Source organism: Streptococcus infantis (genome assembly GCF_047465185.1).
GTDB classification, from domain to species: domain Bacteria; phylum Bacillota; class Bacilli; order Lactobacillales; family Streptococcaceae; genus Streptococcus; species Streptococcus infantis_O.
The window spans coordinates 108,661-123,432 of sequence record NZ_JASHAJ010000001.1 but is presented as its reverse complement, the minus strand read 5'-3'; the positions used below and the strand labels follow the sequence as shown (position 1 = coordinate 123,432).

The 14,772-nt window shown below is 40.5% G+C and carries 14 protein-coding genes; 7 read left to right on the top strand and 7 right to left on the bottom strand.

Translation table 11 applies throughout. The features are described 5' to 3' along the window. Positions 1-217 precede the first annotated feature (217 nt). Together QM382_RS00600 and QM382_RS00595 are read right to left on the bottom strand one after the other, a co-directional pair. Positions 218-1,192, bottom strand: coding sequence for a sensor histidine kinase (locus QM382_RS00600; RefSeq protein ID WP_414272103.1), 975 nt, complete (start codon positions 1,190-1,192; stop codon positions 218-220). After that, positions 1,185-1,862, bottom strand: coding sequence for a response regulator transcription factor (locus QM382_RS00595; protein ID WP_000548968.1), 678 nt, complete (start codon positions 1,860-1,862; stop codon positions 1,185-1,187). The genes QM382_RS00600 and QM382_RS00595 overlap by 8 nt, the downstream gene beginning before the upstream one ends. Before the next feature lie 95 nt (positions 1,863-1,957). On the opposite strand from QM382_RS00595, the gene QM382_RS00590 reads away from it, so the two are divergent. Both QM382_RS00590 and QM382_RS00585 read left to right on the top strand, forming a co-directional pair. Continuing rightward, on the top strand, positions 1,958-3,034 hold the full coding sequence (locus tag QM382_RS00590; protein WP_414272452.1) for a DUF2974 domain-containing protein: 1,077 nt from the start codon (positions 1,958-1,960) through the stop codon (positions 3,032-3,034). 104 nt (positions 3,035-3,138) lie between these two features. Then, complete coding sequence (locus QM382_RS00585) at positions 3,139-3,768, top strand: MBL fold metallo-hydrolase (RefSeq protein WP_070677615.1); 630 nt, start codon at positions 3,139-3,141, stop codon at positions 3,766-3,768. Positions 3,769-3,872: 104 nt separating this feature from the next. Here QM382_RS00585 and QM382_RS00580 read toward each other — a convergent pair whose 3' ends face one another. Together QM382_RS00580 and QM382_RS00575 are read right to left on the bottom strand one after the other, a co-directional pair. After that, entirely contained in the window at positions 3,873-4,637 is a 765-nt protein-coding gene (locus QM382_RS00580) for a hypothetical protein (protein ID WP_414272102.1), read from the bottom strand. Positions 4,638-4,724: 87 nt separating this feature from the next. Then, the gene (locus QM382_RS00575) at positions 4,725-6,617 is read right to left on the bottom strand and encodes a M13 family metallopeptidase (protein WP_414272101.1); all 1,893 of its coding nucleotides are present in this window, start codon (positions 6,615-6,617) and stop codon (positions 4,725-4,727) included. Between the two features lie 179 nt (positions 6,618-6,796). Between QM382_RS00575 and QM382_RS00570 the strand changes: the two genes are divergently transcribed. The 5 genes from QM382_RS00570 (at position 6,797) to QM382_RS00550 (ending at position 10,668) form a co-directional block, all read left to right on the top strand. Further along, complete coding sequence (locus QM382_RS00570) at positions 6,797-7,519, top strand: metal ABC transporter ATP-binding protein (protein WP_414272100.1); 723 nt, start codon at positions 6,797-6,799, stop codon at positions 7,517-7,519. Continuing rightward, the gene (locus QM382_RS00565; RefSeq protein ID WP_004251242.1) at positions 7,516-8,364 is read left to right on the top strand and encodes a metal ABC transporter permease; all 849 of its coding nucleotides are present in this window, start codon (positions 7,516-7,518) and stop codon (positions 8,362-8,364) included. Before QM382_RS00570 ends, QM382_RS00565 begins: the two co-directional genes overlap by 4 nt. Before the next feature lie 26 nt (positions 8,365-8,390). Continuing rightward, positions 8,391-9,323, top strand: coding sequence for a metal ABC transporter substrate-binding lipoprotein (locus tag QM382_RS00560; RefSeq protein ID WP_414272099.1), 933 nt, complete (start codon positions 8,391-8,393; stop codon positions 9,321-9,323). A gap of 118 nt (positions 9,324-9,441) precedes the next feature. Next, on the top strand, positions 9,442-9,936 hold the full coding sequence (gene tpx / locus QM382_RS00555) for a thiol peroxidase (RefSeq protein WP_414272098.1): 495 nt from the start codon (positions 9,442-9,444) through the stop codon (positions 9,934-9,936). Between the two features lie 81 nt (positions 9,937-10,017). After that, positions 10,018-10,668: a metal-dependent transcriptional regulator gene (locus tag QM382_RS00550; RefSeq protein ID WP_414272097.1), complete on the top strand. Its 651-nt coding sequence runs from the start codon at positions 10,018-10,020 to the stop codon at positions 10,666-10,668. Between the two features lie 79 nt (positions 10,669-10,747). On the opposite strand, the gene dtd is transcribed toward QM382_RS00550, so the two are convergent. From dtd to QM382_RS00535, 3 genes are all read right to left on the bottom strand, one after another. Further along, on the bottom strand, positions 10,748-11,191 hold the full coding sequence (gene dtd / locus QM382_RS00545) for a D-aminoacyl-tRNA deacylase (protein ID WP_414272096.1): 444 nt from the start codon (positions 11,189-11,191) through the stop codon (positions 10,748-10,750). A 30-nt stretch (positions 11,192-11,221) separates the two neighbouring features. Further along, entirely contained in the window at positions 11,222-13,438 is a 2,217-nt protein-coding gene (locus QM382_RS00540; RefSeq protein WP_414272095.1) for a RelA/SpoT family protein, read from the bottom strand. Positions 13,439-13,580: 142 nt separating this feature from the next. Next, a complete protein-coding gene (locus QM382_RS00535; RefSeq protein ID WP_254730484.1) occupies positions 13,581-14,711 on the bottom strand; it encodes an ABC transporter ATP-binding protein in 1,131 nt (376 codons plus the stop codon). Positions 14,712-14,772 lie beyond the last annotated feature (61 nt).

Below are 14,772 nucleotides of genomic sequence, written 5' to 3'. Positions count from 1 at the left end.
TTACATTTTTGTAAGATTAAACTATTTTATACTCAATGAAAATCAAAGAGCAAACTAGGAAGCTAGCCGCAGGCTGTACTTGAGTACGGCAAGGCGAAGCTGACGTGGTTTGAATTTGATTTTCGAAGAGTATTATCTGATTGGAGCCTTTTTTCTCACCATATCAAGGTCTAAAGAAGAGCTTGAAAGGTTTCTTCCAAGCTCTTCACAATTCTTTTCATTCAATCAGTAAATTCACTTCAGAGAACTTAATCCTCACAGTTGTTCCTTGCCCAAGTTCGGATTCTATTTGAATCTGATGTCCTAATTCTTGGCTGATTTTCTGGGTTAGATAGAGCCCAAGTCCAGATGACTGCTGGGTCATTCGACCATTATATCCTGAAAATCCACGTTCAAAGACTCGCAACCGATCACTGTTTTTGATACCAATCCCAGTATCTTTGATACAAAGGTCCTGACCGTCCATATAGATTTCAATTCCACCTTCATTAGTATACTTGAGGCTATTTGAAAGGATTTGTTCAATGACCACCAACAACCATTTCTTATCCGTCACAATACTTCTATCCAAGTCATGCAGATTGATACTAAGACCTTTCTGGATAAAGAAAATGGCATATTTGCGAATGACTTCCTTGACCAGATCTTCTATATTTTCTTTCTTCAACACCAAATCATCATGGAAGCTTTCTAAGCGTAGATATTGGAGAACGAGGTTGGTATAGGAATCAATCTTAAAAATTTCCTGCTCCAACTGTTGTTTCAGTTGGCGATCTGCCACCTCACTCACTAGGAGTTTACTGGCTGCAATTGGTGTTTTTATCTGATGAACCCAGAGTGTATAGTAATCCACCAAATCATTATAGCGGTTTTCAGCATCTGATTTCTTTTGATAGAGTTCAGATTCGCTTTTCTCTAATTTTTCAGTTAGAAGGACTTCCATTGGTGACTTAGCTTTTCTTTCCCCATAGAGCAATTCCTTACGATAACGTTGCAATTCTATCAAGAAATCAAATACCAAAAACAAAAATGTCAAAAATGTAGATAGAAAGAAGAAATAGTTAAAGTAGGGCACTTGCTTATCAAACAAGATTTCAAAGAGAAAAAGCAAACCTGTAAGCGATAGAATAAAAGCAAAAAAACGGCTACGCGAACGGATATAAGCTAGAAAAAAACTTTTAATATCAAGCATGTTTCAATCCATACCCTATCCCTTTCTTGGTTTCGATAAAACCAATCAAACCTTCTTCCTCCAGTTTCTTGCGCAAGCGAGCGACATTAACAGACAATGTATTGTCGTCGATAAAAAAGTCACTGTTCCAGAGTTCCCGCATCAAATCATCACGCGCTACGATATTTCCTGCATGCTCAAATAAAACTCGTAAAATCTGAAATTCATTCTTGGTTAGGCTGATAGCTTTGCCATTGACATGCACATCCATAGACTTGGTATTGAGAATAACTCCAGCATACTCTAGGAGGCTCTCATCCCTTCCAAATTCATAAGAGCGGCGCAATAATCCTTGTACCTTAGCTAAAAGGACCTGCTGGTCAAAAGGCTTGGTCACAAAATCGTCAGCTCCCATATTAATAGCCATCACGATGTCCATAGCCTGGTCTCTTGAAGACAGAAACATAATAGGAACTTTGGAAATCTTGCGAATTTCCTGACACCAATGATAACCATTAAAGAGGGGCAATCCAATATCCATCAGGACCAGATGAGGCTCAGACTGAACAAATAGCGTCAGAACTTCCATAAAGTCTTCTACCATGACTACTTCAAAACCCCATTCAGAGAGCATTTTCCCAACTTGCTGACGGATTACTGGATCATCTTCTACTAGTAAAATCTTATGCATCTGCTCCTCCTTTTTTTATATTATAGCAAAATTCTTCTGACTACTAGCGAAATTGATGCAAATCTGATATGATAAAAGTTAAGAAAGGAATTCTCATGGCCAATATTTTTGACTATCTAACTGATGTTCAATACGATTCTTTTTATGATCTTCCCTTAAATGAACTGGATGTACTTGCTTTAACAGAGCTGACTTATCTTCCTTTTGATAACCTATTGGACCAGCCTGTCAATCGTTTAAGCGATGTCGCAACACGTGTTCCGCGAGAAAGCACCATGTTGACCAATAAAGAACGTCTGCAACTCTTAGATCAACTCTCCACACACAAGCGTTTTAAAAATAGCAAGCTATCAAACTTTATTAACGAGATTGACACTGAGCAACAGAAACAGTTCGCTGCTATGACCTATCGTCTGAACCTAGATACTTATCTGATTGTCTTTCGTGGCACAGACGACAGTATTATTGGCTGGAAGGAAGATTTCCATATGACCTATATGAAGGAAATCCCTGCCCAAAAGCATGCTCTTGAATACTTGGAAGATTTCTTTAAACAACATCCAAAACAAAAAGTGATTATAGCTGGGCATTCTAAAGGTGGTAATCTAGCCGTCTATGCTGCAAGTCAAATCCAGCCTGAGTTGCAAGAAAAAATCTCGGCTATCTATACCTATGATGCTCCTGGTTTGCAGGCTCATCTGACTGAAACCACTGGCTACCAAGACATTATCCCTAAAATTCACCGTTATGTACCCCAGGGGTCTGTTATTGGAATGATGCTTGAAGTGCCTGATACTCCTATTGTCGTGCGAAGTCTAGCCCTAGGCGGTATCGCCCAACACAATACTTTCAGCTGGCAAACTGAAGGACACCACTTTGTCCAACTAGAGTCCATCAGTAGCGAAAGTCTCCAAATCAAAGACACTCTTAAGGAATGGGTGGACAGTGTGCCCGATGAGGAATTGGAGCTCTACTTCGATCTCTTCTTTGGTACCATCCTAGAGTCTGGAATTAGCTCTATTAATGAACTGTCTTCTAAAAATGCTATTGACCATGTTCGACAACTTGTTTCTCAAGCCCAGACACTGGAGCCCGAGCAAGTCGAAATCTTAAAAAACCTGACACAACTCCTACTGGATGCACGCTTCCAAGCCTGGAAAAATCATTTTTAAAAAGTTAAAAGTCCCTTCCTTTATGGAGGGACTTTCTTGTTGATTCCTTATTTTATTCTTCTGTGTTATACTAGAAAATGTAAATCTATGAAAGAGGAAATCCTATGAAAATCCATAAAACTGTGAATCCTGTTGCCTATGAAAATACTTATTATCTTGAAGGGGAGCAACACCTGATTGTAGTCGATCCTGGTAGCAACTGGGAGGCCATTCGCAAGACTATCGAAACCATCAACAAACCGGTCTGTGCCATTCTTCTGACCCACACTCACTACGACCATATTATGAGTCTTGACTTGGTCAGAGATACTTATGGAAATCCTCCAGTCTATGTGGCAGAAAGTGAAGCTTCTTGGCTCTATACTCCTGTTGACAACCTTTCAGGTCTCCCTCGACATGACGATATGGCAGATGTCATCTGCAAACCAGCTGAACACACTTATGTCTTTCATGAAGAATACCAGATTGAAGAATTCCGCTTCACGGTCTTACCAACGCCAGGCCACTCTATCGGTGGAGTTTCATTGGTTTTCCCAGATGGACACTTGGTCTTAACGGGAGATGCCCTTTTTCGAGAAACCATTGGTCGAACAGATTTGCCAACTGGTAGTATGGAACAACTCCTTCATAGTGTCCAAACCCAGCTCTTCACCCTTCCAAACTACGATGTCTATCCAGGACATGGTCCGGCTACGACTATCGCGCACGAAAAAACCTTCAATCCATTTTTCTAAAACATAAAAACCAAGGACAATCATCCTTGGTTTTTGTGTAGCTTTAATTTCTACATCACTACTTGCTCGGTAGAATCAACATTGACTAGAAAAATAATTCAAAACTAATTAGTTGGATTCAATTCTTTCCAGTCAATGTTAGATAAATCAAGCTTTTCAGAAGAAATATCTAAAACTTGCTCTGCTTTTTCATTACCACCGATTTGAATAGTTGCTTCTTTAATCTTCTGCACTCCATTTTTGTCAAACGAATATAGAGCCAGGTTCATTTCTGGACGAGTTGACTGCCAGTCTGCATAAGAGACTAGACCATTTTCGTAAATAACAAAGCCTGAGCGAAAACCACCTGCAGAAGCTACATAAGCTGTGTGAAGTAAGTTTGGTTTTTGATTTTCCAAATAGTAAATAGCTGAAACGAATTTTTCATCCCCAATAAGCAACTCATCTTGCCCATCTTTATTCAAATCAAGAAGGGCATATTTAAAGTCTGGTGCATTTTGATAATCCATACGAGAGAAAATCATGCCATATTCTTCTGAAGCAATCTTGTGTTGTTTATTTTCCTCGTATAAATCTTCTCTATTACCTTGTTTTAAAAGCTCTGTATAGTGATTATAACGTTCAATCACTTCTTTATACAAATCTGGTCCCGTTTCCTTCTTATTTTCAGCAGTTGATTGTGAAACTTTGGTTGACGAGTCGCTTGTATTTTCAGTCTTTGCTTCTGTTGATGTACTAGACTTATCGTCTTTGGAAACAGATGATAGTGGAGATGAAGGTTCTGTATTGCTATTATTCTTATTAAGACCACAAGATGCCAAAACTGAAATCGAAAAAATAGCTGAAAGCATCATTAAAAATTTCTTCATATTAACCTCGATAGCATTGCATTTTCAGATGTATAAACTTCAAAAATGAATCATTCACTCCAAGTTATACTTGATTAAGAAATCATTTTACCAAATAATCACACGGTCTTCTGGTGAACGCCACATGCCGTCACCTTCTTTGACATCATAGGTTGTAAAGAAGTCATCAAAGTTTGGCACTTGGACATTAACACGGAGTTTAGCTGGGGCGTGTACGTCAACGCTAGCCATGAGTTTCATCAACTCTGGGCGACCTTTCATTCGCCAGATACGAGCAAAGTTATGGAAGAACTCTTCAGCTGAGAAGTCTGGTTCTCTCTTAGCAGCTTCAAGGGCAGCAGCAATTCCTCCTAGGTCGGCAACGTTTTCGGATACAGTTAATTTACCATTGATTTTTGCACCGTAAGATTCTTGACCATCAAACTGGTCGATAACCTTCTGTGTTTTTTCTTTAAAAGCTGCGTAGTCGCTCTCTGTCCACCAATCCTTGAGACTTCCATTTTCATCAAAGGAAGCTCCATTAGTATCAAAGGCGTGAGAAATTTCATGGGCAATAACCGCACCAATACCACCATAGTTGGCAGAAGATGACTGATGCAAGTCATAGAATGGTGCCTGTAAGATAGCAGCTGGGAAGACAATCAAGTTCTTTTGTGGATTGTAGTAGGCATTAACCATGTGAGCAGGCATTCCCCACTCCTTGTAGTCAACCGGCTGATTCCACTTGCTCCAACTGTGCTTAATTTCCACACGCGCAAAGGCAAGAGCATTCTCAAAGAGGCTAGCAGATTCATCCACTACCTTGTCCTTGTAGCGAGCTGGCAATTCTTCTGGATAACCGATATAAGGCTTAATGACATTGAGTTTGACGATAGCTTTTTCTCGTGTTTCAGGAGTCAGCCAGTCATTCTTAGCCAAGCGTTCCTTATAAACGTCAATCATAGTTGCTACTTTTTTCTCTACATCCGCCTTTGCTTCTGGAGAGAATTTTTCATGGGCATACCAAAGTCCGAGAGCTTGTTTAAATGGTCCTTGCGCTAAATGATAAGCCGCCTTACGTTTGTCTTGGGCTTCTGGAACACCTGAAAGAGCACGGCCATAAGCACCTGACAAGATACGAATCTCATCTGTCAAATAGCTCGTTGAAAGATTGATCACACTCAAGATCAAGCTTGCCTTGAGCAAAGGCCAAGCTTCTTCACTATAGAATTGCTCTGCTGCTTGCCAGAAACGTTCTTCATCTACGATAACCTTATCTGGAGTTTGTCCAATCACAGTTTGGAAGAAGTCATCGAGAGGTAGAGCAGGTGCAAACTTTTTGAAATCTTCATAAGAATACGGATGGTAAAGTTTGGCATATTCTGAACTCTCTTCGTTTGAAAGTACGACAGCTGCGATGCGGCGGTCCAATTCCAATCGTTTTTCTAGCAAGTCTTCGATTTCTTCATCTGAGAAGTTATAGGCTTTGAGGAGATTAGAAGTACTTTCTTTCCAAAGGTTCAATAATTCCTCACGCTGAGGATGGTCTTCCGCATAGTAGGTTGTATCAGGCAAAATAGTTCCTGGAGCACTAGCCCAGAGAACATTGGTTCTAGCATCCATAAAGTCTGGTGATACTCCAAATGGAAGGAAGTTTGGTTTGCCAGCTAATTCAAATGCTGCTAGTTTACTTGCGAAGTCCGCAAAACTTTCCAAATCTTGGTATTCCTTCAATAAAGGAAGGACTGGCTCAATTCCGTCTGCTTCTCGCTTATCGAAATCTCTCACCATAGCGTGGTATTTGACAAAGTTTGCTAGGATAGGATCTTCTGGAACATCTTCTCCTTCCAACCACTTGTCTGTCGTCGTTAGCATCAACTCTTCGATTTCTTCATCAAGGTCGATAAAACCACCTGTTCGCGATTTGTCAGCTGGAATGACCGCAGTCTTTTCCCACTCACCATTTATAGCATCATAAAAATCATCTTGATATCGTGTCATCTTGTTCTCGCTTTCATTTTTCACTTATTCTTAGCTTAGCAAAAATCCCTGGGGAATGCAATTAAAAATGCCGTCTCTTACTGATCGATTTCATCATTAATATTTTAAATTTTTACCAAAATTAACTTGACTTAAAAATAAAATTAAGGTATATTAAAATCCAGGAGGAATACAACTGTATGATACGTATCGAAAACCTCAGTGTCTCCTACAAAGAAACGTTGGCACTTAAGGATATTTCACTAGTGCTCCAAGGACCAACGATTACCGGAATTATTGGTCCAAACGGCGCCGGGAAATCAACATTATTAAAAGGTATGCTGGGCATTATCCCACATGAAGGACATGCTTTTATCGAAGATAAAGAAATGAAAAAATCTCTTAAGAAAGTTGCCTATGTCGAGCAAAAAATTCATATCGACTACAACTTCCCTATCAAGGTAAAAGAATGTGTCTCTCTGGGACTCTATCCATCCATTCCACTCTTTCACACTTTAAAAGCAAACCACTGGCAAAAGGTGGCTGAAGCACTCGAAATCGTAGGTCTTTCTGACTATGCAGATCGTCAGATTAGTCAACTATCTGGAGGACAATTCCAGCGTGTTTTAATTGCTCGCTGTCTAGTTCAAGAGGCTGACTATATTCTCTTAGACGAGCCTTTTGTGGGGATTGACTCGGTCAGTGAAGAGATCATCATGAATACGCTGAGAGATCTTAAAAAAGCTGGCAAGACTGTCCTTATCGTTCACCATGACCTCGGCAAGGTTGCCCATTATTTTGACCAGGTACTCCTTCTCAACAAGGAGCTAATTGCCTTTGGTCCAACAAAGGAGACCTTCACCCAAGCCAATCTCAAACAAGCTTATGGTGACCGACTCTTTTTCAATGGAGGTGACCTATGATTGCAGAATTTATAGATGGATTGCAGAACTTCCACTTTCTCCAAAATGCCTTGATTACAGCTGTTGTGATTGGTATTGTTGCTGGAGCGGTCGGATGCTTTATCATTCTCCGTGGTATGTCCCTTATGGGAGATGCTATCTCGCACGCTGTCTTACCTGGTGTAGCTCTTTCTTTTATTTTAGGAATTGACTTCTTTATTGGTGCTATCATCTTTGGACTGCTTGCCTCTGTCATCATCACCTACATCAAGGGGAACTCTATTATCAAGAGTGACACTGCCATTGGGATTACCTTTTCATCTTTATTGGCTCTGGGCATTATCTTGATTAGTGTGGCTAAAAGCTCGACTGACCTCTTCCATATTCTCTTTGGGAATATCTTAGCTGTGCAAGACATAGACATGTATATTACCATCGGTATGGGAGCTCTCATTCTATTGATTATCGGGATTTTCTTCAAGCAACTCTTGATTACATCCTTTGATGAACTCCTAGCCAAAGCTATGGGCATGCCAGTTAATTTCTACCACTATCTACTCATGATACTCTTGACTTTGGTGTCAGTGACTGCTATGCAAAGTGTCGGAACCATCCTTATCGTAGCCATGCTGATTACTCCAGCCGCGACAGCTTATCTTTACGCCAATAGTCTAAAGACCATGATTTTTCTTTCATCAGGCTTGGGAGCTCTAGCTTCTGTCTTGGGACTTTTTATCGGTTATAGCTTTAACCTGGCTGCAGGTTCAAGTATCGTGCTGACATCTGCAAGTTTCTTTCTCATCAGTTTCTTTATCGCACCAAAACAACGTTATCTGAAGCTGAAAAATAAAAAAATCAAACAATAATGAGGGAGCCCCTCTGGAGGAATATAATGAAAAAATTAGGTACATTGCTTGTTCTTTTTCTTGCTATCATTGGATTAGCTGCCTGTGCTAGCGGAAAAAAAGACACAGCATCTACAAACCAAAAACTAAAGGTTGTAGCAACTAACTCTATCATCGCTGATATTACTAAAAATATCGCAGGAGACAAGATTGATCTTCATAGTATCGTGCCTGTAGGACAAGATCCACACGAGTACGAGCCACTACCAGAAGACGTCAAGAAAACTTCGCAAGCCGACTTAATTTTCTACAATGGTATCAACCTTGAAACAGGTGGAAATGCCTGGTTTACAAAATTAGTTGAGAATGCTAAGAAAACTGAAAACAAAGACTACTTTGCAGTTAGTGAAGGCGTTGATGTCATCTACCTAGAAGGGGAAAATGAAAAAGGGAAAGAAGACCCACACGCTTGGCTCAATCTTGAAAATGGGATCATCTATGCTCAAAATATTGCTAAGCAACTCATCGCCAAAGACCCTAGCAACAAGGAATTCTACGAAAAGAATCTCAAAGAATACACTGAAAAACTAGACAAGCTTGACAAGGAAGCCAAAGAGAAATTTAACGCTATTGATGCTGACAAGAAACTCATCGTAACCAGCGAGGGATGCTTCAAATACTTCTCTAAAGCTTACGGTGTACCAAGTGCTTACATTTGGGAAATCAACACTGAAGAAGAAGGAACACCTGACCAAATCAAGACTTTGGTTGAAAAACTTCGCCAAATGAAAGTCCCATCACTATTTGTTGAGTCCAGTGTCGATGATCGTCCAATGAAGACTGTTTCAAAAGACACAAACATCCCAATCTATGCTCAAATCTTTACGGACTCAATCGCTGAAGAAGGTAAAGAAGGCGATAGCTACTACAACATGATGAAATATAACCTTGACAAGATTGCTGAAGGTTTAGCTAAATAATTATTTTAAAAACGTCAGTCACCTTGAATTGGCGTTTTTTTGATTCAAAATCCAGTCAAATTATTGGAAGAGTCTGAACGTTTAATGTAAAATGAAAGAAAAAAGATTGGAGTAGCTTATGACTACATTCCTCGGAAACCCTGTTACGTTTACAGGAAAACAACTACAAGTAGGAGATAAAGCACTTGATTTCTCTCTCACAACGACTGACCTCTCTAAAAAAACACTGGCTGACTTTGAAGGCAAGAAAAAGATCTTGAGTATCATCCCTTCTATCGATACAGGCATCTGCTCGCTACAGACTCGTCGCTTTAACCAAGAATTGGCTAGCTTAGACAACACTGTTGTCCTAACAGTATCTATGGACCTCCCCTTCGCTCAAAAACGCTGGTGTGGTGCTGAAGGAATTGAGAATGCCATCATGCTTTCAGACTACTTCGACCACTCCTTTGGACGCGATTACGCCCTCTTAATCAATGAGTGGCATCTGCTTGCACGCGCAGTTTTTGTTCTCGATACCGATAATACCATCCGCTACGTCGAATACGTGGATAATATCAACAGCGAGCCAGACTTTGAAGCCGCTATTGCAGCTGCAAAAAAACTCAACTAAGTCAAGCTCTTGTAGCAAGAAGCTAGAGAAATCTAGCTTTTTTTGGTATACTAGATGGAGATAATAAACAAGGAAATGCGAATGACACCAAATAAAGAAGACTACTTAAAATGTATTTATGAGATTGGCATGGATGTTCCTAAGATTACCAATAAGGAAATTGCTGCTCGAATGCAGGTATCTCCTCCAGCTGTAACTGAAATGATTAAGCGCATGCAGTCTGAAAATCTCATCTTAAAAGATAAGAAAAAAGGGTACTTGCTAACCGATATTGGGCTAACACTTGTATCAGAACTTTATCGTAAACATCGTTTGATTGAGGTTTTTCTGGTCCACCATCTAGACTATAGCAGTGACCAAATTCATGAGGAAGCTGAAGTATTAGAACATACCGTTTCAGACTTTTTTGTAGAGAGATTAGAAAGTATGCTAGGTTTCCCAAAAACTTGCCCTCACGGTGGTACCATTCCTGCTAAAGGAGAGCTGTTGGTTGAAATCAACAACCTACCACTATCAGAAACCAAAGAAGCTGGAACCTATCTCCTGACTCGGGTTCACGACAGTTTTGATCTCCTAAAATATCTGGAAAAACATGCCATCAATATCGGAGACAAACTCCAAGTTCAACAGTTTGATGATTTCTCTAATACCTTTACTTTGATTCACAACAATGAAGAACTCTTGGTAAGTCTAGAAATCGCCAAACAACTCTATGTTGAAAAAATGAACTGACCCCCCCTTATCCCTATAAGCTTTGTCTTTTAGGGATTTTATAGATAAACAAAAACCAAGCTAACAAGCTTGGTTTTTCTTATCTATTTTTTGTATCAAGGATGATGGTTACCGGCCCATCATTGACCAGTTCTACCTGCATATCTGCTCCGAAAACACCTGTTTCAACAGGAACTTCCTTGGCTAGTTCTCGATTAAAATCTTGATAGAAGGCCTCGGCCATATCTGGTTTGGCTGCACCTGTAAAGGCTGGACGATTTCCTTTTTTAGTATCGGCAAAAAGAGTAAATTGAGAGATGGAGAGAATTTCTCCTTGGATGTCCTTAACAGATAGGTTCATCTTGCCTTCGGCATCTGAGAAAATCCGCATATTGACAAGTTTTCTGACTGCATAATCCAAATCTTCTTGCTGATCCTCAGGTCCAACACCCACTAGGAGCAAGAGTCCTTGTTTGATTTGACCATGAATCTGCCCCTCAATAGAAACCTGAGCTTGCTTAACTCGCTGAACGATGATTTTCATAGAAATCCTTTCTGACTGTATCGATCATACTTAACCATTGGTCCGTTTGACTGAGTAGACTTCTGGTACACTCTTAATCTTATCAACTACCGTTGTCAACATTGAAAGGTTAGAAATTCCAAAGGATACATGGATATTGGCAAATTTCATATCCTTGGTCGGTTGGGCATTAACTGAAGAGATATTCTTAGTCGTGTTTGATAGGACTTGCAAGATATCATTCAAAAGACCAGAACGGTTGAGTCCATAGATATCGATATGAGCCATATATTCCTTGGTTGAGAATTGGTCTTCCCATTCAACATCTAGCAGACGTTGCTCGTAGTTTTCCTGTGAACGAAGATTCATACAGTCCACACGGTGGATGGCAACTCCGCGCCCCTTGGTAATATAACCAACGATATCATCACCAGGAACAGGGTTACAACATTTAGCAATCCGGACCAAGAGCCCAGAAGCACCTTGGATGACAACTCCACCCTCATGCTTCACCTTAAGCGTGTCCTTGTTCTCTACTTTGACTTCGCCACCCTTGACCAGTTCTTCTGCTTCTGCCTTGGCTTTGGCACGTTCTTCTTCACGACGTTCCTTCTCCGTCAAACGGTTAAAGACGGTAATGGCTCCGATTTCTCCAAAACCAATGGCTGCAAAAAGGGCTTCTTCAGTCTTGTAGCTGGTTTTTTGAAGGACTTCATCCATGTGACGCTTGTCCATAAATTTATTGGCCACATAGCCGTTTTCTTGAAGCTGACTAATCAGCATTTCACGGCCTTTATTGATGGACAATTCTTTATCTTGGTTTTTAAAGAACTGACGAATTTTGTTACGGGCCTTGCTGGTCTTAACCATGTTGAGCCAGTCACGACTTGGTCCAAATGAATTTGGATTGGTGATGATTTCAACCTGGTCACCCGTTTTTAACTTAGTCGTCAATGGAACCATACGGCCATTAACCTTGGCACCTGTTGCTTTTTCCCCAATCTTTGTATGAATCTCATAAGCAAAGTCAATCGGTCCAGAATCCTTTGGCAGAGAACGAACCGCTCCATCTGGAGTAAAGACATAAATCTCCTCAGCCAGATAGTTTTCTTTGACAGTATCTACAAATTCCTTGGCATCATCCGCCTGGTCTTGGAGTTCCATCATCTCCTTGATCCAGTTCATTCCAATAGCAGATTCCTTGCTATTAACTTGACCCTTGATTCCTTTTTTGTAGGCCCAGTGAGCCGCAACCCCGTACTCAGCAACCTCGTGCATTTCCTTGGTACGAATCTGGAACTCAATCGGCCCTTTTGGTCCATAAACAGTCGTATGGATAGACTGGTAACCATTGGCCTTACGATTGGCAATATAATCCTTGAAACGGCCTGGCATTGGTTTCCATAGTTCATGAACATAACCCAACATGGCGTAAACATCACTCTGAGTATCTAAGATACAACGAATGGCAATCAGGTCATAGATTTCCTCAAAGCGTTTTTTCTTGTCCTGCATCTTGCGATAGATAGAGTAGATATGCTTTGGACGACCATAGATTTTCCCTGTAAGGTGGCGCTCAGACGAATATTCCTCAAGTTTTGTCACAACTTCATCGACCAAGGCTTCACGTTCTTGACGTTTTTCCTTCATCATGTGACTAATCTTGTAAAATTCAGTTGGATTGAGATAGCGGAAGGAGAGATCTTCCAGTTCCCACTTCACACTTGAAATCCCCAAACGATGAGCAAGTGGTGCATAGATTTCCATTGTTTCTCTAGAAATACGCTCTTGCTTGTCCTTACGAAGATGCTTGAGAGTGCGCATATTGTGCAGGCGGTCAGAGAGTTTTACCAAGATAACACGGATATCCTCAGACATGGCCATGAGCATCTTGCGGTGATTCTCGGCCAATTGCTCCTCAAAAGATTTATACTCGACCTTACCAAGTTTGGTAACACCGTCTACAATCACTCGAACATCATGTCCAAACTCACGCTCTAAGTCATCCAAAGTAGCATCTGTGTCTTCTACCACGTCATGCAAAAAACCACAGGCAACAGTGACAGCGTCTAGCTTGAGCTTGGCTAAAATACCTGCTACCTGAATAGGGTGGATAATGTAGGGCTCGCCTGATTTACGATACTGCCCACTATGACATTCTACAGCGTAAACCAAGGCCTTGTGTACAAAAGCCACATCTTCTTTCGATAAATATTGTTGCGTTAAAGCGACGACTTCATCGCCTGAATAAATTACTTCTTTTGGCATGCATACTCTCCAGTTCTTCCTACCATTTTAACACTTTTTGGTCAATATGAAAACTAGAAAAGCCTATTCCCTAAGACTTTGCTGAACTCTAAAAAAACACTACTAGAGAAATTCTAGTAGTGTTGGTTGATTCAAATCTATCTTAGTAAACTGTTCTTTCAGTTTCTACGTCGAAGAAGTGAGCTTTGTTCAAGTCAAATCCAAGTTCAACTGTTGCACCAGCTTGCAAGTAGTCACGTGCATCAACTTTAGCAACGAATTCATCTTTACCAACTTGGCAGTATAGGTGAGATTCTGAACCGAGCAATTCTGATACAGAGATAGTTGCTTTTACAACTGATTCTGGGAATGTTTCAAGGAAAGCAGGTTCTGCATTCACGTCTTCCGGACGGATACCGAAGATCAATTCTTTACCTTCGTAACCTTTTTCACGAAGAACTTTCAAAGCACCTTCTGGAACTTTCAAGTTGAAGCCGTCACCAACGATGTGATCACCGTTCAATTTAACATTGATGAAGTTCATAGCTGGGCTTCCGATAAATCCTGCTACGAATTTGTTAACTGGGTTTTTGTAAACTTCTTGAGGAGTACCGATTTGTTCAACACGTCCGATAGTACCAGTACCAGCAGGGTTTTTAGTAGCTGACATGATAACGATACGGTCTGCAAGTGTCATCGCTTCAGTTTGGTCGTGAGTTACGTAGATAGTTGTAGCTCCGATACGACGGTGGATTTTAGCAATTTCAGCACGCATTGATACACGAAGTTTTGCGTCCAAGTTTGACAAAGGCTCGTCCATCAAGAACACTTTTGCATCACGGACGATCGCACGACCCATGGCAACACGTTGACGTTGACCACCTGAAAGGTCAGCTGGTTTACGATCCAAGAATTCTTTCAAACCAAGAATTTCAGCTGCTTCTTGTACACGTTTGTCGATATCTTCTTTACTGTATTTACGCAATTTCAAACCGAAAGCCATGTTGTCGTATACAGTCATGTGTGGGTAAAGAGCGTAGTTTTGGAATACCATGGCGATATCACGGTCTTTTGGAGCTACGTCGTTGACAACCACACCATCGATAGATGCAGTACCTTCTGTGATGTCTTCAAGACCTGCAATCATACGGAGTGTAGTTGATTTACCACATCCTGAAGGTCCTACGAAAACGATAAATTCTTTGTCTTTGATGTCCAAGTTGAAGTCTTCAACTGAGTAGTGTTCGCTGTTTGGATATTTTTTGTAAATATTTTTAAGATTTAATTCTACCATTTCGGTGAACTCCTTTTATTTTTGATAGTTTTATTATAAATGAAAACGCTTTACATTTCTA

Coding starts and splice junctions, on each gene's coding strand:
- QM382_RS00570 (WP_414272100.1), top strand. CDS start 6,797: ATGATACGTATCGAAAACCTCAGTGTCTCCTACAAAGAAACGTTGGCA.
- QM382_RS00580 (WP_414272102.1), bottom strand. CDS start 4,637: ATGAAGAAATTTTTAATGATGCTTTCAGCTATTTTTTCGATTTCAGTT.
- QM382_RS00590 (WP_414272452.1), top strand. CDS start 1,958: ATGGCCAATATTTTTGACTATCTAACTGATGTTCAATACGATTCTTTT.
- QM382_RS00550 (WP_414272097.1), top strand. CDS start 10,018: ATGACACCAAATAAAGAAGACTACTTAAAATGTATTTATGAGATTGGC.
- QM382_RS00560 (WP_414272099.1), top strand. CDS start 8,391: ATGAAAAAATTAGGTACATTGCTTGTTCTTTTTCTTGCTATCATTGGA.
- dtd (WP_414272096.1), bottom strand. CDS start 11,191: ATGAAAATCATCGTTCAGCGAGTTAAGCAAGCTCAGGTTTCTATTGAG.
- QM382_RS00595 (WP_000548968.1), bottom strand. CDS start 1,862: ATGCATAAGATTTTACTAGTAGAAGATGATCCAGTAATCCGTCAGCAA.
- tpx (WP_414272098.1), top strand. CDS start 9,442: ATGACTACATTCCTCGGAAACCCTGTTACGTTTACAGGAAAACAACTA.
- QM382_RS00540 (WP_414272095.1), bottom strand. CDS start 13,438: ATGCCAAAAGAAGTAATTTATTCAGGCGATGAAGTCGTCGCTTTAACG.
- QM382_RS00585 (WP_070677615.1), top strand. CDS start 3,139: ATGAAAATCCATAAAACTGTGAATCCTGTTGCCTATGAAAATACTTAT.
- QM382_RS00535 (WP_254730484.1), bottom strand. CDS start 14,711: ATGGTAGAATTAAATCTTAAAAATATTTACAAAAAATATCCAAACAGC.
- QM382_RS00565 (WP_004251242.1), top strand. CDS start 7,516: ATGATTGCAGAATTTATAGATGGATTGCAGAACTTCCACTTTCTCCAA.
- QM382_RS00600 (WP_414272103.1), bottom strand. CDS start 1,192: ATGCTTGATATTAAAAGTTTTTTTCTAGCTTATATCCGTTCGCGTAGC.
- QM382_RS00575 (WP_414272101.1), bottom strand. CDS start 6,617: ATGACACGATATCAAGATGATTTTTATGATGCTATAAATGGTGAGTGG.